This window comes from Mycoplasma sp. 246B (assembly GCF_054353935.1).
Map to the genome: position 1 here is coordinate 13251 of NZ_JBTHHM010000007.1, position 22208 is coordinate 35458.

Sequence of the window (22208 nt, forward strand, 5' to 3'; positions counted from 1 at the left end):
TTACAAATTATTTTTTGGTAAAATATTACAATCAAATACTTGAAATATTACTATAAAAAGTAGTAGAATAAAGATATAAAGGAGTTTTTATGAAAAAGAAAATGAAATTTTTTTCTTCTATCTTACTTGCTTCATCTTTTTCAATCGCAGTTGCTTGTTCTAATCAAACTACAACTGAAAACGCTAAAGTATTAGATATAAGTTATTCAAATTTATCTTCTGATTCAGTTAAAATTAATATTAAGTTTAATCATTTATCAAAAAATCTTGATTTAACTAAATTTAAATTAACTTTGAATGATATAACAAATGTTTCTTTTAAAAACAATGTAACTTTAAATACCATTAGTGTGCAATTAAATCATTTGAAAAGTAATTTTTCTTATCAAATTACCGATATATCTATAAATAATATATCTTATATTAATGGTATAAATAAGTCACAATTAAGTTTTAAAACACTTAATACAAACAATAATGATCAAACTCCATCTGATAAAAATCCAAGTGATGGTAAACCTAAAGAATCAAAAACTGATGCTAACATCGTCAATATAAGTCATCTGAATATTACAAAAAATTCTGTAGATATTGCTGTTAAATTATCAAATGTTCCTAATATTGAAGTTAATAAGTTAGATGTATCCATAAACCCATCTGATGGAGCATCATTTAGCAAACAAATAGATAGCAGCGATCCAAATTCGGTTATCGTGCATATCAGTGGATTGAATCAAAACACCCAATATACCATTTCAGATATAAAATATGATAATGTCTCAATAAAATCAACTTATAATAATAGTAATGATTTTACTTTCAAACCCTTGAACCAGAGCAACATAACTCTAACCAAAATCCACAAAAAGAAAATGAACCCACAATATCTATTAATAACATTTCGACACAAAATATAACTTCGACATCTGCAACCTTAAAAATTAAATTAAATAATATTTCAGATTTTAATATAAATAAATTATCTATTTCGTTAAATCCTTCTGATAATTTTACAATCTCTAAGCAACTTGATACTAATAATCTAGATACTGCTATTGTTAGTTTAAGTGGTTTAAGTTCAGATACAAATTACAAAATCACAGAAATTCAATATGACAATACATCACTTAAAGTTGCTGATGGTTCATTAAACCTTAGTTTTAAAACTTTAGTTGATTCAAGTAAAACAAATAACAGCGGACAAAATAACAAGGATAATAATGAAAATAAACCTGTAAATAAACCAAGTGAACCAGACAATTCACAAAGTTCACAAAATCCTGGTTATACCCTTTCTGCTGGACAAGAAGAAGCAGAAGCATCAAAAGATACAACTCCACAAATTCAAGCGCAAATTAGCGATTATGGAAATGCATTTGATTTACAAAATGCAGATGCTATCCAAAGTAGTGAGTTAAATATTCATAATTCTACTAACTTTTCTGAATTAGAACAAAGCAGTTTAAATAGCAAAGATAACTGAAGTACATATTTTAACTATCTAGCTTCACCAACTGCTAAAAGTACAACTAATGATGCCGAATCAACATTACATATTGATTTGGCAAAAACAACCGATATTTCAAGTATTTCCGAAAATAATTCAACCATTACAATAACTTTTAATGATGCAAGCATCACTACTGCAAAAGTTTTAGTTAAAAGTTTTGACCAACACAATAAATGGAGTAAATATATTGATTTAACCAAAAATTCAGGTAATTGAACTTTTCAAAGTAATTTATTAAGCAATTATCAAAATCAATATGTTATTACCGAAGCAACCTTTAATAATTCTTATAAAGTTCCTTTTAGTTTACAAAAAAAATATAAATTTAGTTTACCAGAAAGTGCTTTAAATTCACTCGATTTAACTAGTTTGACTGTTTATAAAAACGAAAGTAGCAAAGAAATTTTTGGTAGTGCTGCATTTAATTGAACATCAGATCAAGTAAAGATTCTTTCAGAGAAAGTTTTTGTACTTACTTTTGATGTTGAAAAACAAGTATATAACGAAAAGAAATCAACAAATAGTTCAAGTACACTTGATATTTTTGGTGGTGGTCAAAGTGAAATTTTAAATGCAGACGAAAATTTTGATGCTGGTAACTCTATACCAGCAACTAAGAAAATTTATATCCCTTTTAATCAATTGCATAAATTCTCTTTATCTGGTTTTCAAGAGCAAATTAAATATAAACTTAAATATCTCGATGTTGTTAATTCAGGTAGTAATGTAAACTTTTTAAAAAGAAAAGATTTAGCATCTAAAAACATTGCTTTTTCATACAACTTCAACTGAAATCAAAGTATTGACTTTAAAAACCAATTATCAGGTGGAAGCGATACAAGTACAGGAACATTAAAAAATACTGGAATTATTAGTAAATCTGATTTAGTTGCTGAAAACAAGAAAGCTAACAAAAACACCAAAATAAGTTTTACTCCACAAAACTTCAACACTTTGCTAGACTATAATAATAACTTCTATAATTTTATCCATAGATATCCAAATACTAAGGAAAGTAAGAGGGAAACAAAATTTGTTTTATATAAAAATAATCAACAACAAAATATTCATTGATTTAAAACACGTAATTATCTTGAAAACTCATTGTTCAAAATCAATGAAGATAAGACATCTGCATCATTTACCCAAGATCTTAGTGAAATCAATACAAACGGAGTACCTGATGAAGATGTTATCATCTGATTGGTTTTTGAATTAGATATGAATACTGCTGCATATCGTGATATTAATGAAGTTTCAGATATTCGTTCTAAGGTTATTGTTCCTGTTTCCTTAAAAAATATTAAAGAACATAAACATGTATCAAATGTTGATTTTATGTTTGATTATGTTTCAGGCAAAAAGTCCTTACAGCAAGCATTATTTGTTAAAATTAAAAACAACGTAACATTTGCTTTACACTTTGAAAACAACATACTCAAACTTGTTTTAAAAACTAAAAACGGAACCAAATTTAATAACATCTTATCAATGCATAATCATTCAAACAGTCGCTCAGCATTTATAAACCGTGTCGATGTTTTTGTTAATTGAATTCAAAGTATAACTGATAGCACACCTAAAATAACATTTAAACAAAAACATCAAATTGATAAAAACTCTATTTTAACATCATCAGAAGGTTACATCGATAAATATGATGTTAAGGTGCTTGCTGATTCAACAGATCATGGAGAACCAACTACAAACTTCTTACAAGATTCACCGAAAGAAAACGAACGAAGCAAAAGATTATATCAAGAAGATAATGTAGCACCTATCCAAGAAGCTAGAGGTAGAGTTTTTAGCATCAACCATCAAGCTGATGGAACCTGAAACATCATTGGTAAAGTAAGCGACAAAAAAGATGATTATAGATTCTATGCATTTGTTAATTATCATGTATGACATACAAATACATCTGATATAAATAAGGATTTATATAAAGTTTCTACCGATGCATCTGGTGCAAAAATCATTACGGTGCATGATGCAAAACTTATTGCACCAACTTTAATGAATCGTCCTGCTATTCCTAACTCAGTTGATAGATATCAACCTGTATACACACATATAAATTCAACCAATAATGAAGATTTTTATCACGATACAAAACTTACAGGTGATATTAATCCAACTGGTAATATTTATAGTTTTAAAATTCCTGAAAATGAAGCAGGTATTACATATAAAATCTTTTTAGATCTTTCTGCTAATGTTGCAAATGATTATGATGAATTTAAAAACACCGATGGTGAAGTAGTTGATCGCAAAGATCCAAATACTAGTGATCACAACAAAAATAACAAAGCAAATGTTGATACAATTATTGCAATAGTTGATTTTACCCCTATTTTCAAACATTTTAATTATCAAAACTTAGATACTTATACACACGATAACAAAAAATTAACTACACAGGAAAAAGCTGCTATCAAGCATTTTCTAGATTTTCAAAACCTTAAACCAATCGATTTTTCAACATTATCATTATATGTTTCTTCGTTCGATAACTTAAACTTTTATATGGCTACCCTTCCAAAAAACCGAGCAAATGGTAATGCAGATTCTGCACCTGGTTTAAGATACCGCGAATATCTTATTGGAAATAATCCAATAAAAACAAGTTATTCTGTTTCAAATTATAACACACAGCGTCCTGCGATATGAGGACAAGTTAAAGATTACGATTGATTTAATGGTTCATCTGGTAGTGGTATATATGATTCAAAAGGTAAAATTGTTGGTTTGGATGCTAAGGGTGGTAGATGATCATCAAGTAATTTCTCTATTTTCGATACCCAAGAATACCAATACTGAGGTGCAAGTGGAGATGATATGAACCCACAATCATTTAAAGAAGTTGTTTCAAAAATGGCATATTTATATCCACAAAGTTTTAGTAATCTTTATCCAGATAAAAAGTAAAACAAAAAGTTGTAGGTTAAACTGCGACTTTTTGTTTTACTTTCCGATTTTTTTCTTACAAATCCTACTTTATCGTAGTGAAAAAATAAACTAATATATTGTTAAAAATATTATATAATTGTTTAATACTTTGTATTAAACTATTATATTATTTTAGTTTATATAATAAGGTAGGAGAAATATGTGAAACTTGTTTAAAGAAGTTTTTCGATCGCTATTTAAAAACAAAGCCATTGTTATTGGTTTAAGTATTCTTATATTTTTAACATCTGGTATTTTTACTGTATTATATGATACATCAAAAGCGATGCGAACTCAATTTAATAACTATAAAAAAATCTCTGTTGCACACGATTTAACTGTTGATTATAACCTTCCTGCTTCTGGACAAGCATTTAATGATGGATATTATATCAATGGTGAAACCAAATTTACTGGTGGTGCAGGTTATGACAAAGGAATTCGTTATGTCTCAGACGATGCATTTTCAAATAAGAAAATCATCGATTTTAACGAAATAACTGATCGTTATATAAATATTTCAAACTTCTTTAATGACAAAAGTGATAAGCATAAATATATTCTCAAAAATGATTTCTCTACTCTTTACAATACATATTCAGCATCAGATGATTCAGAATTTTTGGATTTAGATTATACAAAACCACAAAAGAAGATGCATTTTAAAAAGAATTATTTGATTAATCTTTACCAAAAAAATGATGATGGTAGTTTTTCTCAAAGTGTTGTTACAAAAGAACTACATATTTTTGATAAATTTCACCTTGATAAACAATACAAGTTTTCTGATATTGCATTTATTAACTCTGAAAATCAAAATAATATATATTTTTCACAATTATCTGCTTTATATATTAATGCTGATACACATGAGGCCACCTTTGATTTTGTTAAAGGAAAACAATGAGAATTAACTGATGCAGTTGTTAAGGTTGAAAATAATGAGTTGGCAAAGTTGCTTGGTTTGGTACCTTTAGGGAATAATCCGTATGTATATATTATTGACGGTTCAAATAAACCTACACTATATACACATAATAAAGATGATGATATTACAAAATATATAAGTAAAGAAATAAAGGCTAACCTTAATTACTCAGATTTATTTTCTTCTCCATCTTTTGCTGTATCAAAAAAAGAAAAATTTGAATTTACCAAAAATGCTGATTATCTTATTCCGAATAAATGGGCAAAAATACGTCGCACTGAATCGTTTTTCTTACGTAAAGAATATGAAATTACATATGATAAAGAAAATCAATCAAAGTGAACTGGATCATATCGAACCTTTTTAGAAAATCAGATCCAACAAAATAACGGGGAAGTTCCAAATTACTTAAAACACTTTAGTTTTTGAGAAAAGGAAATTCTTATTTATAACATCCCTTTTGTTGATTCACAAAATGATGTTAAATTAGGACAAAAGGTTTTAATTAGAAGTAACAATCCTGCTGTTTCCTTAGACGAGATAAACCATAGTAAACTTTCATTAGCTCCTGATGAATATCAACCTACACCTTTTAAAAAAATTCTTTTTATTCTTGACAAACCAAAAACCATTGCTCAAATTGAAAACCGAATTATTGGTGAAACTAATTTTAATGAATTAATTAACAAAAATATTTTAGGGGATCGTTTCAATATTATAAAAAACGGGGCTTTAGATATTGTTAAGCACGAAATATATAATCAAATACAAAAATATGTTCCTGCTTCTGATATCGGGATTCGTCAAAGCATAACAGTTGATTCTTTTGATGAAAAAGATAGTGGAAAAAATGTTTTTCATTTTGTTAATTTAGGTGATAGGAATCAAGAAATTAATGGTATTGCTAATAACATTGACAAATTAGTTAATGAGCAAAGTAGACCAACACAGATTTTAAATATTAAAGGTGATAATTCAAATAATGAAATTTCTTCTTTTTTTAAAACAAAAGAAGTAAATCCTTTTATTGCTTTTAAAATTATTGATCAACTCAGATTTAATGTCGAACCCATTGACAAATATATTCATATAGATCGCGAATATGCTCCATTAGAAATCGTTAACTCGCTAAATGGTGATATTCATAATATTGAAAATCAAAAAATTTACCATCTAACACGTTATCAAGGTCGCGATGATTTAAGAGATGATCAATATAACCAATTTATTAATTTAGGTTTTGTATGATTGAATCAAAATGATTTTTATTTAACTAAACCTGTTTATAATTCCAATAAAAAGATTTTAAATTGAATCAATGTAGAAATACCTGGTTTTGTTAATGGCAAGGTCCCAATTGATAAAATATTAAATTATCTAACTACAAACAATCTTACCGTTCAGGTTAAATTGAATACTTCTTCATATGTAGAAAAATCTGATCAATTTTCTAATACTGTTTATATCCCTTTTGGATACAGGGCTCCGCAAACAGATGTCTTAAACCAAGCATTTGCTGAAAAATCACTGAAACTTGGTGTTGAACGTATTGAACAAGCTTTATTAAACACTGACTTAGTTACTCAAGGTTTTATTCAAAAAGAAACTATATATTCTATTGTTCAAGCAGCAACATATACATTTGATAAAAACGATTTTGCTTCTATCTTCTCTAGTGGATTAATTAACCTTAATATTTTGCCAAAACTTGTATTAGACGGATTGTATTATATGTCACACGATCCAAATGGTGATTTTGCTAAAAAGTTATTCGTTGATATCTTTGAAAAAATTTATTCTTTAATCGAAAAAGCAGAACAAAACCACCAAACACCAAAAGAATTTATTAAAACAGAAATTAAAAAACTTTTTAATTTTATTTATTTAATTACAGGTAAAGATATAAAAAACACTTTTGATTTAGATGTATTTATCGATTTTTCAAATGATATAAAAGCTACTATTAAAGCATTTATCAATATAATTAAGACTATTGATTTTAAAAAGTTTACCGATATTATTCAAAATTTCTTTGAAACTTCATATAACAAAACTATCAAAAATCCTGCATTCCCTGATACACACAGCAAAGATGGTAAACACAAACTAAGTATTTTTGATATTATTATTGCACTTTTAAAATCAATTGATTCAAATCAATTTAAAACTGCTTTAATTTCTCTTCTCGATACAATCAACCCGCAACTTATTCTTAATATCGGAGAAAAAAATAATATTTTCACTTCGATATTAGGACAAAGTACAAACCTCGTTAAAAAACTCACTGATATTATTTTTCTTTCTGATGACGGAAAATCCAAAGACTATACAAGATTTTTAAACGGGATTAAATTCTTTATTCGTGCATTTGATACAGATGTGTTTATCAAAACATTAGAAGAAAACCTAAAAATTTCTCATTTTGAAACAGAGCGATCAGAATTAGATATTCAAAAGAATGTTATTAAACTAAAAGAATATCAAGCACTTTCATATTTAACTAATAGTGATTTAACTTATGCCACATTAAAAGCATGATTTAATGTTCCAGGTTCCGATCGTGTCATCAAGACTGCACTAGCTAAGATGTTAAATCTTTCATTTAAAGGACAGAGTGTTGAAATAGGTGATAATCAATATGTTACTATCCCTGCAAAAGATGATGATAAATTAGATTTTTTTGATTTATTAGATTTATTACAAGGTAGTGTTAGCTCACCTGCCAATTCACAAGCTACAGAAAATACATCAACTCAACCAGCTGCAAGCACACCAAACTTAAGCACCTTAATTGAAAACATCTCACAATTAAACAGTATCGATTGACAAAAAATACCAAGTAATATTTTATCTCTTGCATATAAATATCTTGGATTAGCTAATAAAAATCAAGTTTGAAATAAGGAGAAAATTAATAACATTGTTCAAATTTGACATTACTTCTTTGATACTTTCGGGGAACAAGCAAGCAAAAATTCTGATTCATTACATTCTTTTTTCAAACTCGCCAATGCATACATTAATCAAGAACCTAATTTAGATTCAAATGTTTTTCTAACTATTTCATATAGTGTTATTTCAAAACTTTTAACTTTGAATTATAAAGATTATAACTACCTTATTGATATTCTTCCACTTTTAAAAGTATGATGAGAATTATTTAATCCAAAAATCAATGGTAGTTTACAGCAAAAACAAAAATTTGCTAATGACTTGCTAGCACTAGCAAATCAAAAAGACACTATTGATTCTTTTAATAGTTTTGAACTCTTTCTACCTTCAACTCAGAATATAGTTGGTTCTGAACATACAAAATTTGGTATTACTCGTTCGCTTGCAAATCCAAAACAAATGCAAAGACTTTTCTTTGCAAAAGATAAAAATGGTAAATATTCTAACAAAGATTTACAAAATATTGTTGACCAAAATCCTGAATTTGAAAACTTCTTAAGTACATATGCATATGAAATCACAAAACTTTTTTCATATATTGCTTCAGAAGAACAATATGCACCATTTGATAAAGAAATCACGGAATATGATGGAATCAAATTAAAATATAATACATTATTTGCTACTATGCAGGACGTTTTTGTTAATAAAGTTATTACCGATGATATTATTAAACATTATTATTTAATTAACAACTTTTTTAACCAATATTCATCAAGCCTACAATTTCTCGATCAAATCGGGATACCACCGCTTATTACCAATAAAATATTAATCCGAAAACATCCACAAGCACTTATTTGATTACTAACTGATAAAAACAACATCGGAAAACCATCTGAAAATGATTCAAATGTTGGATACTTTTTAATTAATAAGATTATCGACTTTGAACAACTTCTTAGTTCAGGTAAAGAAAATACCTATGAATTTATCAATTCTTTATTAGGTATTCCATTAGTGGTAAAAAATAAAAATGAAGAAAGTGGTAATGTAAATGATTCACAATCAGAAGTTATTGGTGGTAGCATCCCTTCTATTGAAAATGACTTTGTATGGGAAATTTCTATTGATAATGACTTCTTCGTGAACATACTTAATGCAGTAACTGAAAATCCAAGTGAATACAAGTTTTTTGATATTAACCTTGGTGATGTTTTCTTTAAGTTACTTAACTCACTAACTGGGTTTAATAAAATTGACAACATTCTTGTATTTAACCAATCTGCTTCATATTTAGCAAAAGTAAATTATGCATATATGTTGCATAATCATAAAGAAATTTATGATGGTGAATTACCAGTTAATCCGATTGAGATGCTACAATTAATTGACAGTTTACCTGAAAAATATAAAATTAATGTAAATGGTTCGAAATACTTAATTATAGGTGATGACATCTCTTTTGATTACTTTTATCCTGTCTTAGATGAAAACAACTTACAAGTAGATACTAAATCTCAAGCTATTGTTTATGTAAATAACAAAGGATTCGATCGCATTCATCAAGCTTATCGTGGTAGTTTAGTTAAAGAATATTTAACAGTTAAAAACACTTCTAAATATACCAATGAACAACTTAAGAACATTATTGAAAAATATGTACAAAGTAAAATTGATGACACATCGAAGTTACAAAGAACATATTTATATAATGAATTAGACCCGATTAACCCGGAGCGTAGCATCCGTATTTCTTCAGTTCAAACTATTATCACCACCCTTAGTTATGTTTCAAATGTTATTCTAGCAATTTTGGTTTTCTTAGTAACCATTTCAGTTACATTTATTATCAAAAGATATATCGCAAACAAAAACAAAGTTATTGGAATTTTGGTTGCACAAGGATATACACCACTTCAAATTTCACTTTCAATGACAACCTTTGCTTTCTTTACCATTTTTACCGGAAACTTGCTTGGGTATATCACTGGATTTTCGATGCAATCACTTGCAATAAAAATCCTTGATAATTATTGAACTGTTCCGATAGAAACACTTAATTTCTCTATTATTTCTTTTTTAGTTAATATTATAGTGCCACTGCTTGCAATGTCCATTTTAATCATTGTTGTCTCATTAAGGTCGCTAAGGTATAAATCAATTGACTTAATGTCCGGAATTGTTGATGTAAGCACTGGTGAAAGTTATCAAAAATATATTAAAGTATTTAAAAACCGTAGTGTTAAAACTAAATTTGGTGCATCGCTTATATTTAACAGTTTCTGAAAACTTGCTTCCTTTGGAATATCAGTTATTTTAGCATCTATTACTACTTCATTTGGTTTTGCAACTTTTGGAATCTTCAATAAAACAATTGATAAAACATACGAAAACCGCAAATATAACTATAAAATAGACTTAACAACACCAACTACTGAAGGTGGTTCATTAAAGATTTTAAATCCAGAAGATGTAAAGAACTCACTTTATGTTCCAATTGGTCGAGCAACAGAACTTAATGCATATCAAGCAGATTACTTTAAAAATGGTTATTCAACTGCTATTAATGTGCAAAATAAAAACGGAGAACCTACATTCAAAGATCCACATCTTATTACTCAGTTTTCAATTAATATCAAAATTGATTCGTCAATTTCTATTGATCCATTCAGTGTTGTATTTCAATCCTTGCCTGATGTACAAAAATCCAGAATTATCCAAAGTCGTGATCAAATTGGTTATGCACTTACTAAAACACAAAAAGGACTCCCTTTCAAAGTTGAAAACGGCAAACAAACAAATAATGTTGATTTCGAAAAAGCACATCAACTTGGTTTAAATAACTTCTTTTTATATGTTCCGAGCGTAGATAACATCATCGATGGAAAATTCTTTGTAATGAATTGAAGCGATGATGATGGTAAATATAATCACAATGTTATTAAAACCACATATTTTCGTGATGAATATCGTGCTTTTTTGGTAAATGGTTATGAACAACTAGCAAAACAAGGGATATATGATTTTGACATCGTTTTTAATGGAGTTTACCTTGATCCTAGATATGATGAAACATATACCTATGTCGATAGCCAACTACCTAATGGTGAAAAAATACGTCTATATGGATATCGTCCTAACTCTAAGGAAATTGCTATTAAAAACGGTGATCAAAACTTATTAACAGAAATCAATAATGAATTTGCTCACAATAATTTTGATTTGAATAAAGATATCCCGCTTGTTATAAACGAGGTTTCGGCACGTAAGTACCATTTAGCAATTGGTTCAATTCTTAATTTGGAACCTAAAAATCTTGTCTATCGCTTTCAAAATCGTATTAATAAGGCACTAGGGAAACCGGTAATAATACCTAATAAATATCGCTTCGTTGTTAAGGCAATCAATCAAACTTATATCAAAGATGAATTCATTATCCCTAAAAATGCTGCTGATAAACTGATTGGTTTAGATTCACTTGTTGATAAAGAATTTAATGGTCAAAATGATGATGCATACAAATTTAACGGTATTCTTTCAACTAATCCACTACCAATTCAACTTATTTGATCGGCTAACCTATACTCTGTTTCAGGTTATTCTGGATCTATTGCTTCCTTTTCTACTAAATCCATAACAGAAAAAGACAAAAAAGATTTATTCGATGGAATTTTCGGTTCAAAAAACACTGTTAAAAACTCTCCTGCTGATGGGGCAATGGCTGCAATGGGTTATAGTGACTTAGAAATAGCTAAATTCTTAGATCCAGATTATAATCCTAAAGATACACCACTGCAAGAGTTTTATCAGAAACAACGCAATTTAGCAGACATACAAATTGAAAAGTTTGCTAAAGAATTTGATAGTCAACTTTTTATCCCTGTTGCTACTGGACTTGATTCAAAGCAAATCGAGATTTCTTTCACTCAAGGAATTTCAAGAACAGTACAAATCATTGTCACAATTATTACCATCCTTAGTTTCTTAATTTCGATAATAATTCTTATTATTATTTCAACCATTTTGATTAACGAAAATGAGAAGAACATCGCAATTTGATCTATTTTAGGATACAATAACAAGGAAAAACTTAAAATGTTCTTTGGTATCTATATCCCGTTTATTATTATTTCTATTATTATTTCACTTCCTTTTGCTTATGGATTAATGGTATTCTTTGCTAACTTCCTTGCTACTGGTGCAGCTATTGCTATCCCTTTATCTATCAGTCCGTTAAACTTTATTTTCACAGCTTCCATCATATTTGGTGTATTCTTAATCACAGCAATTCTATCTTGATACAACATTAATAAAATTAAGGCAATTGACTTATTGAAAGGTAAATAATGAAACAAAAACAACCAAATCAGCAAAACAATGATCAAGAACCAAAAACACAGTTAATCATTGAATCTGAAGTAAAAACTCGAGAAATTATGCAAGAACCCAAAGAACCTGCAACAATTTCTAAAAAAGTTTCTGATGTTAAAATCAACCGTAAAAATGTTTTTGAAATCCTAGATGCTGAATCTGATTCTAAGGAAATGATTGTAGATCGTAAAATTGCTCGAATTTTAAAAATTGCTGCAAATAAAAAACGCCCTAGGGACGAACATTTTGATTTAAAAAACACTGAAGATAATATCATCGAAGTTCGTAATGTTTCAAAATATTATTTATCTGGTTATAAAGTAACCCGTGTACTTAAAAATGTTTCATTAAACATCAAAAAAGGTGAATTTATAATGATTTTTGGTAAGTCGGGTGGTGGTAAGTCTACCTTGCTGAACTTAATCAGTGGACTCGATCGACCTTCTCGTGGAGATGTGATAGTTTGTGATGAAAACCTACCTTATTTAAGCGATTTGAAACTTACTTTATTTCGAAGAAAAAATGTAAGTTTTATCTTCCAAAACTACAACTTACTTCAAAACCTATCAGGTTATGATAATGTGCAAACTGGTGCTTATTTACAAAAAGATCCGGATAAAAAACTTGATATCAACGAATTATTTAAAGAATTTGATATGGAATCGGTTATGAATAAATACCCATCACAGATGTCGGGTGGACAACAACAACGGATATCAATTTTACGTGCCTTAGCAAAAAATTCAGCTATTATTTTTGCTGATGAACCTACTGCTGCTTTGGATGAAAAAACTACAGGAATTGTGCTGTCATATTTATTTAACATTAATAAAAAATATGGAACTACCATAGTTATGGTTACTCATAACCCTGCAATTGAAGCAATTGCAGATCGAGTAATCCATGTACAAGATGGAAAAATCAAACGAACTAAAATCAATCCAAATCCAACTGACCCAACCACAATTAACTGAGAAACTTAAAAAAACCTATCTTTATGGATAGGTTTTTATAACACATTAATAAATATTTTCATAGAACCTTTTATTAATACATCTTTTAAAGCATAACTAACAAGTAAAACATCCCCTGCTCTTATAGTAACATCATTAATAAAACCAATACCTGAATAAACAACTATTTCCAAACAATGCTTTGCTTTGTTTTTGATCTTTATCTCTTCATTATTTAAATCATATACCGATAAATTAAAGTTTGCCGCATTATATAAGGCGTTTTTTTGGTATTTTTGAATTTTTGGTTGAAGTTCCAATTTCATCGTTTCTAGTGATTGATCGCTATGTATTTGTCGCATTTTTCCGTTCTCATCGACTCTTTGGTAATCATAAAGCCGATATGTAATATCACTAGATTGTTGTAATTCATATACCATTGTTTCAGATGGGATTCCATGGACTAATCCTGCTTGAATAAAAACAAAATCACCGATTTGCAAACCCACTTTATTTAAATATTGTTCAATATCCGAAGAATTAATTGATTTAGATATCTTTTCTTTTTGATCTGTATTCGTCCCTAAAATAAAGGGCTGATGATTGTTTTTTAAAACATACCAACACTCATTTTTACCTAATGAACCAAATGCTTTTGCGTAGTTATCATCAGGGTGTACTTGGATACTTAATGGATGCTTCGCATCCAAAAACTTAGTTAAATTCGGATATATAAATGATTGAGCTTGCTTTTTTGTTAAACCGAAAAATTCTGAATGACTTTTGATAAATTCATTTAAGGTTTGCTTTGTATGTGCAACTACAGATTCACAATCTTTGATTGCTGATATCAATCACGCTTCACCAGCATTAAAATCCAAACGATACATTTGTTTAATATTATTATTAGCTCATAATGTTTGTTTAAAATAAGGTTTTAAAAAGATAATTTTATTCATTGTTTCTTAATTTCTTATTAAAAGCAGAGTTAGCAAATAATGCTAATAAAATAAGTAATAATCCTGATAGAACTAACAAGAATATCCCATAGATAAATTGTGAAATGTTTATAACACTTTTTCCTTTTGTAATTGCATTAGCAACAAATATTTTATATTCTGGTGCTCCGAGAGCAGTTAAAGTGATACCTACAATTAGCAAGACTACTGCAACAAAAATAATAGTATATAGGATTATTCAATCTTTATATTTTAAAAACTTAGTTTTTAGCATTTTTACCTTTCTTTCAGAAATTTATTTTTGTTATTGCTGCTGCAAACTTAGAATCCTTGTTAATTTCCTTGTCTTTTCAAAAACCATAAATTAATGCTGTAATAGTAGTTCCGATGATAATAGCAATAAAATAAAATAGAATACCAAGTCCAGTTCCGTGTACATTCGAACCTACTGCACCTAAAATTGCTACAATTGGTCCACCATGCGCTGCTGCATTAGTCACTGATAAAGCACCTGCAATTCCCCCTGCTACTGCTGAACCAATTACATTTGCTGTAATAACTCTTTTTGGATCAGCAACAGCAAATGGAATAGCCCCTTCTGAAATACCAATAAATCCCATCAAAATAGCTGATGCACCCAGTGATTTTTCATTATTGCTAAATTTCTTTCTAAAAATCAAGGTAGCAAAACCCATTCCAAGTGGAGCAACAGGAATTGCAGCACCTACCATACCCATAGGTTCAAATATACTTTGTGTTACAAGTGCAGATGATGATAAAAATGCAACCTTATTTATCGGACCACCCATATCAAAACCAGCCATTCCTCCTAATAAAATACCAAGCAACAATGCAATTCATATTCCGATGTTAGAATCTTTTGTAAAGATATGTTTTAAAGCTTCAATAAAGCGATCCATCACATAACCTATTGGAGCTCCTATGACAAAAATTACAAGCATAGAGTAAAATAAAGTTACTCCGATTGGTATTACAAACATAGGTATAATAGCAGAAATTGATTTTTGAATTTTTAAATTAGCAATCCACTTAACAGTATAACCTATTAATAATCCAAACAGAATACTTCCGACAAACCCCATCGGGGTTGCTGCTGAAATTCCACCTATGCTAAAGAATAAATCATTTTTATTAGCAATAAACGATACTACAAAACCAGGCATAATTGCAGCTCGTCCTGCAATTGAATATGCTATATATCCACCTAATGCACCAATCATCAAGGTAAATGAAACAACCCCGATTTCAAGCAGCCATCATAGGAAATCTCCTTTTGGAGCAGATGTATTATTTCCATAAATAGCTTTACCTAATCCTAAGGAAATCGCTATCATAATACCACCAAATATAACATACGGAATCATATATGATATCCCTTTGATAATATGCTTTAAAACTCCTTGTTTGGTATCATCTTTACTTTTTTCTACCTTATTTTCATTATGATAGATTTGTGCCAGCGATGCTTTTTGTATAACAATATCTGGATTGTGAATTGCCTCTTTTGTTGATGTTACATAGACTTTTTTACCATCAAAATCTTCTAAGGGAATTTTAACATCTGAAGCAATAATTACAAATTCTGCATCTTTGATGTCTTGCTGTGTAAGTTGATTTTGAATTCCGACTGATCCACGTGTTTCTATTTTAGGTTGATATCCTAATTCACTTAACTTATTATGTAGTGTTTCTGCTGATAAATATGTATGAGCAATACCGACTGCACAAGATGTAATTCCGATTACTTTTTTGCCCTGTTTTGATGCTGTAGTTGCTAAATCTTTATTTTCTAAATACGAATCGATGAGATTGTATATTCGGCTGACATCATTACTTGTTTGTAGTTCTTCGGTTGTTTGTAAATCAAGTAAAATAGTAGAAACCTTAGCTAAAGTATGCATATGCAAGTTATTTTTGTTTTCTTTTGGAATCAAAATCACAAACATATTATGTACATCACTTTTATCAAAGGTATCTCATGAAATTGGTGTCTTTGATTTAATGAAAAACAAAGCAGGTTGCAAAATACTTTCAGATTGACAATGAGGAATCGCAAATCCTTTTTCCATTCCTGTTGAAAACTCTTCTTCTCGCTGCTGCAAAGCAGCAAAAGTTTTTTCAACCGAATCTGAAATTGAAAGTTCATATGCTTTATTTGCGATAAAATTGAATACTTCTGCTTTATCATTAAATGATTTATCTATAAAGATGTATCCAGATTTAAATACATTCATTTTTCCTCCTGTAATAATTCTATCTTTTGTTATTTACAGGAAGGATAAAAGAAAAAAATTTCTCTATATGAATTAAAAATTAGAAATTATTTTTATTTCATGCATTAAGAATTTTTATATTTTCAGCATATTTTGAATCATAATTTTTAACTTTAAGATGTGAAATTAACAAGAAAATTAAATCAGCAATAAATTGTTGGTTAATTTTTGATGATATTGAAATAAATCGTTTGTTTTGCTCCAGCGTCGAATACAAAATTACATTATCATATTTTTCTTTTGCTTGCTTATTTGCACTGATAAGTGCGAATTTAATATTGTTTTGCATAAATAAATCAACTGCAAATTTAATTTCCTTGGTATCACACGATTTAGAAAACAAAACCACAAATTTATTTTCTATATCTTTTTGACTTGAAATCAATAATAGTGAATGAAAATCTCTAAATGCAATAGCATTTACACCTATTTTTTGCAAATTTATTCCTAATTCAGATGCAGACAAATAAGAACTACCTGCTCCATATAAATATACTTTATCTGATTGTATTATGTTGTGTACACAGTTATTAACATCATTTAAGTTGATTAAATGTGATGTTCGAAAAATACTTTCTTTATAAAACAAAAACAACTGTTTTAGAATAAATTTTGGATAATCTTGTTTTTCATTGGAATTTAAATCAGTATTTAAATAATTATGATAAACAAAAAATTGCATATCTTTTAATGAATCAAAATTAAGCTTTTTAGCTAGTTTTGATATTACCGAAATAGATATATCAGTTTTATTACTAAGTTGTTTAATTGATGATTTATAAAACTCATCAGGATATAACGATGCAAATTCAATTAAATTCATTTCGGTTTTAGTTAATTCATCAAGTTGTCTTTTAGAAAAATATGTTGATTCTTGCTTCATAATGTAATTTTACTGCAAGTTTTGCTTTTTTAATGTGATTATGGAAATATTTTTAATAAATTAAGCAAATTTAAATTTTTTACTACAAAATATAGCAAAAACATCCGTATATAAACATAATCTTATAAAAAATACACAAAATTATATTTATATTTGTTCAAAAAGTTGCATAAATTTGCGATAAAGAAAAAATGCTGCTAAAAAAATATAATATTTTTGGTACAATAAATAATATATCAATAATAAGGAGAATTAAATGAAACTAACCGACAAAAGAACAAAATTAGTCGCTACAATCGGTCCTTCTAGCGATAATTTGGAAATGATGCGTTCTCTTGTTTTAAATGGTGCTTCAACCATTAGAGCAAACTTTAGTCATGGTTCATATGAAGAACAATTAAATAAATTTAATCTTGCAAAACAAGTATCTAAGGAATTAAATATCCCTATTTCATTAATGTTAGATACCAAAGGTCCTGAAATCAGAATCGGAAAAATGAAAGATGGGATGCAAGTGATAAGTGCTGGTAGTGAAGTTTTAATTCATACCACAGCAGATAAATATGCAACTTTTGAAGGGACTCCAACTGAAATAACAGTTGCATACGATATGTCGCAAGATTTATGTGTGGGTAATGAAGTTTTAATCGATGATGGAAAACTTACTACAGTTGTAATTGAAGTAGGAACTGGATTTGTAAAAGTCCGTGCTGAAAATACTCATAAAGTTAAGACTAACAAACGTGTTAATTTGCCTGGTGTAGACTTTTCTCTACCATTTTTATCAACAAAGGATATTGAAGATGTTAAATTTGGGATTAAACAAAATGTTGATTATATAGCAGCTTCATTTGTTAATACAGCAAAAAATGTAAAAGATCTAAGAAAACTTTTAGATGAAAATGGGGGCAGTCACATTCAAATTATTTCAAAAATCGAATCACACCTTGGATGCATTAATATCGATGATATTATCAAGGAATCTGATGGAATCATGGTTGCTCGTGGTGATTTAGGTCTTGAAATCCCTTACTACGATGTCCCATATTACCAAAAGAAAATTATTCGTAAGTGTCGGGAAGCAGGTAAACCAGTTATTGTAGCAACCCAAATGCTGGATTCAATGGAAAATTCACCACACCCGACCCGCGCTGAAGTTACAGATGTTTACTATGCAGTTGAATTAGGAACCGATTCAACAATGCTCTCAGGCGAAAGTGCAAACGGATCATTCCCCCTTGAAGCTGTTAAAACAATGACTAATATTTCTAAACGTGCTGAAAAAGAATTTTATTCTAGACACTACTACGGAAGACAACTTGAAAGTGTTTGAAATAACTCTAATCAACACGATAAAAGAACCCAAATTGCTTACCACATAGCAAAAAAAGTAAAAGATGGAGATTATAAATATGTTGTAGTTCTTTCAAGAACTGGACATCTCTTAAAACATGTTTCTAAGTTCCGTCCTAATACAATTACTATTGGATTGGTAGATAATGAAAAACTTATAAATGGTTTCGGTATCTACTCAGGTGTCTTTGTATCAGTAGATTCAAAGAAACTATTTAATGAAATCAAGGCGGATTATAATAAAGCTCAATTAGCCTTAGTTCCTTACGGAATTCAAAAAGGTGATAAATTCTTAGTAGTAGAAAACGAGAAATTTACCGAACATACAGTGGAATAAGAAATTTTATAATTAAGAAACATTATACTTAGATGAATTTAAACACAGTGTATCGTAATACACAGTGTTTTTATATGACATTATCACTATACTCTGCTTTTTTATATATTTTAAATCACTTAACATTATTATATAAGAATGATCAATTAATGATAAAATAAAAATATGAGCAAAGTAAAATATTTAGGAGAAGTTTATACACCCAAGAATGTTGTTGATATGATGCTAGATAATATATCTTATAAAGATGACATTATTCTTAACAAACATATTATTGATAACTCTTGTGGTGATGGGGCATTCTTAAAAGAAATTGTTAATCGGTATTGTGATGCTTATTATCAAAAAAACGGTAGCTATGATAATATAGAAAAAGATTTATCTAAATACATACACGGTATCGAGATACAAACAGATAAAGTTGAACAATGTATAAATAATTTAGATTCTATTTTAAAAGAAAGAAGAATAAAAGAAGTTTGATGAGATATATTAAATGCAGATGCGATACAAATCGATAAATATAACAATAAAATGGATTATGTTGTCGGAAATCCTCCATATGTTAGAATCCATAATCTAGTGGAAAATTATGATGCTATTAAATCGATGAAGTTTTCGAGCAAAGGGATGACAGATTTATTTATAGTTTTTTATGAAATAGGAATTAATATGCTTAATGATACTGGAATATTAAGTTATATAACACCTACATCTATTACAAACAGCAGAGCAGGAACAAATTTCAGAAAATATATTATCGATAATTTTCATTTTGAAAGTTTTATCAACCTTAAGCATTACCAACCTTTTCAAGGCATTACTGCTTATACTGGTATATTTACCTTAAATAAATCGAAAAAGAATGAAACAACTAAATATTTTCAATGATCAGGTTTGGGTAAAAAGGAATTTATATCTGAATTAAGTCCAAATATTTATTTTATTAATAATAACTTCTATTTTTCGAACATAGAAAATCTAAACACCATTAAGAAGATATTGACATTTCCGGATAAAAAATGCAAAAACTTTTTTGTGAAAAACGGAATAGCAACTCTTGCTGATAAAATATTTATTAGTAAAAATTTTTTATTTGATTCAAAATATATTATCCCTGCATACAAAGCTTCGACAGGTAATTATGAAAATATAATCTTTCCTTATGATATCAATGGTAATTTAAAAAATTTTTCTTCTTTCGAAAAGAATTTGCAAGATTATTTTTTAAACAACAAGGATGTTCTTAATGCACGAAGTATAGAAAAAAATGGCATCTGATATGGTTTTGGAAGGACACAGGCTATAAAAGATGTATATAAGGAAAAAATATCTATAAACACCCTGATAAAAGCACAAAAAGATATTAAACTAAATATTATAGATCCTGGAACTGCAATTTACTCTGGACTTTACATAATCGGAGATATTTCTTTTAAAAAGATAAAAGAAATATTAAATGAATATTTTATTAAATACATTGAAATATTAGGTAAATACAAAAACGGAGGTTATTACACCTTTTCAACTAGTGATTTAAAAAAATATATATGTTATAAACTATATGCAGAAAGTTTGGATGATAATGAATAATAAGATTTTAGAAATTTTAAAAGAGAGTTTTGTTTCTTATATTATCAATGGTTCAAGAAGTAATAGGAAGCTAAGAATTTTACATAGTCAGATCGCAAAGGATATATTTAACAAATTAAAACAACTTAAAGATAAAAATGATATCTACAAAGTTGTTTCATTAGATTTAAAAGATGGCAAAGAAGAGAAGATTTGTGGTAGATATATGGATAAAACAGTTGATATATTAATAAAGAAAAACGATGTAAATATCGCTGCAGTCGGGGTAAAATTTGTTATGTCTAATTTTAAACAAAATAAGAATAATTATTTTGAAAATTTATTAGGGGAAGTAGCAAACATTCGAAGTGCAAATATTCCTTATTATCAAATCTTGTTTATACCTGAAAAACTTCCTTGCTTTTCTAAGAATGTTGGTATTATCAAAAAATGAGAAACAGTTACTGAAAATGACTTAATAAAATACAGAATATTAGGTAAAGATAATACAAAAATATATTTTCATTCTCCTGAAAAAATATTTATCGGTATTATTAATTTTAATTATGATAATATAGATTTTAAAGACTATGAAACTTTTTCTACATTTTTCCTTGATATAAAACATAATAACAAATTCTCCTTCTCTAAAATATCTTCATATGATAAAAATACACAAACAGATTCAAATTTAATAATAAATGATTATGAATTATTTATTCAAAAAGTTGTTTTTCACATCCTTTCGATTTAATAATAAACACTAAATTCTTATTTCTTTATTGTTTTTATAACAAATCTCATATTTAAACTTTTTACCATAAATTTTACTTTTTATGCAATGTAACAGCCAAATTATAAATTTTAGTTTATAATTTATATAAATATTTTTTGTGTTAAATAACTTATATTTAATACATATAGCTAGAAAGGAAGTTAAAATATGAAACTTATAACTACTGCTCATATATATATATATATATATAGAAGTGTAATTAAATATTTTAACTTGCTAAAATCAAAAACTGCTTGTATTTTTAATACAAGTTGTTTTCTATGCAAATTTAGCAAGTTAGAGGGGGTTAGCTTTGAATAACTCAGTTAAAACCATCAATAAATGAAGTTCTGAAATTGAAGGAATGAGAGATTGACATTATAAAAATTCTTGTGTATTTTAATAAAATCTAAGTTATATCCTTAAAAA

11 protein-coding genes are annotated in these 22208 nt (G+C 28.1%); 7 read left to right on the plus strand and 4 right to left on the minus strand.

Annotated elements, in window-relative coordinates; translation table 4 throughout:
* The first annotated feature begins 89 nt into the window (after positions 1-89).
* From ACXYRR_RS03115 to ACXYRR_RS03130, 4 genes are all read left to right on the plus strand, one after another.
* Positions 90-917, plus strand: coding sequence for a hypothetical protein (locus tag ACXYRR_RS03115; RefSeq protein ID WP_458597849.1), 828 nt, complete (start codon positions 90-92; stop codon positions 915-917).
* A 644-nt stretch (positions 918-1561) separates the two neighbouring features.
* Positions 1562-4438: a hypothetical protein gene (locus tag ACXYRR_RS03120; protein ID WP_458597851.1), complete on the plus strand. Its 2877-nt coding sequence runs from the start codon at positions 1562-1564 to the stop codon at positions 4436-4438.
* Between the two features lie 181 nt (positions 4439-4619).
* The gene (locus ACXYRR_RS03125; protein ID WP_458597853.1) at positions 4620-12629 is read left to right on the plus strand and encodes an ABC transporter permease; all 8010 of its coding nucleotides are present in this window, start codon (positions 4620-4622) and stop codon (positions 12627-12629) included.
* Entirely contained in the window at positions 12629-13636 is a 1008-nt protein-coding gene (locus ACXYRR_RS03130; protein ID WP_458597855.1) for an ABC transporter ATP-binding protein, read from the plus strand. The genes ACXYRR_RS03125 and ACXYRR_RS03130 overlap by 1 nt, the downstream gene beginning before the upstream one ends.
* A gap of 26 nt (positions 13637-13662) precedes the next feature.
* Here the strand turns inward: ACXYRR_RS03130 and ACXYRR_RS03135 are convergent, their stop codons facing one another.
* From ACXYRR_RS03135 to ACXYRR_RS03150, 4 genes are all read right to left on the minus strand, one after another.
* Positions 13663-14565, minus strand: coding sequence for a type I phosphomannose isomerase catalytic subunit (locus ACXYRR_RS03135; protein WP_458597857.1), 903 nt, complete (start codon positions 14563-14565; stop codon positions 13663-13665).
* A complete protein-coding gene (locus ACXYRR_RS03140) occupies positions 14558-14839 on the minus strand; it encodes a hypothetical protein (RefSeq protein WP_458597859.1) in 282 nt (93 codons plus the stop codon). The genes ACXYRR_RS03135 and ACXYRR_RS03140 overlap by 8 nt, the downstream gene beginning before the upstream one ends.
* Positions 14826-16820 carry a PTS fructose transporter subunit IIABC gene (locus ACXYRR_RS03145; RefSeq protein WP_458597861.1) on the minus strand — a complete coding sequence of 665 codons (1995 nt, stop codon included), beginning with the start codon at positions 16818-16820 and terminating at the stop codon, positions 14826-14828. Before ACXYRR_RS03145 ends, ACXYRR_RS03140 begins: the two co-directional genes overlap by 14 nt.
* Positions 16821-16899: 79 nt before the next feature.
* The gene (locus ACXYRR_RS03150) at positions 16900-17742 is read right to left on the minus strand and encodes a MurR/RpiR family transcriptional regulator (RefSeq protein WP_458597863.1); all 843 of its coding nucleotides are present in this window, start codon (positions 17740-17742) and stop codon (positions 16900-16902) included.
* Between the two features lie 256 nt (positions 17743-17998).
* On the opposite strand from ACXYRR_RS03150, the gene pyk reads away from it, so the two are divergent.
* The 3 genes from pyk to ACXYRR_RS03165 all read left to right on the plus strand — a co-directional run bounded on the left by pyk (position 17999) and on the right by ACXYRR_RS03165 (position 21758).
* Positions 17999-19432, plus strand: coding sequence for a pyruvate kinase (gene pyk / locus ACXYRR_RS03155; protein WP_458597865.1), 1434 nt, complete (start codon positions 17999-18001; stop codon positions 19430-19432).
* 165 nt (positions 19433-19597) lie between these two features.
* Entirely contained in the window at positions 19598-21025 is a 1428-nt protein-coding gene (locus tag ACXYRR_RS03160) for an Eco57I restriction-modification methylase domain-containing protein (RefSeq protein ID WP_458597867.1), read from the plus strand.
* Entirely contained in the window at positions 21018-21758 is a 741-nt protein-coding gene (locus ACXYRR_RS03165; protein ID WP_458597869.1) for a hypothetical protein, read from the plus strand. The genes ACXYRR_RS03160 and ACXYRR_RS03165 overlap by 8 nt, the downstream gene beginning before the upstream one ends.
* Positions 21759-22208 lie beyond the last annotated feature (450 nt).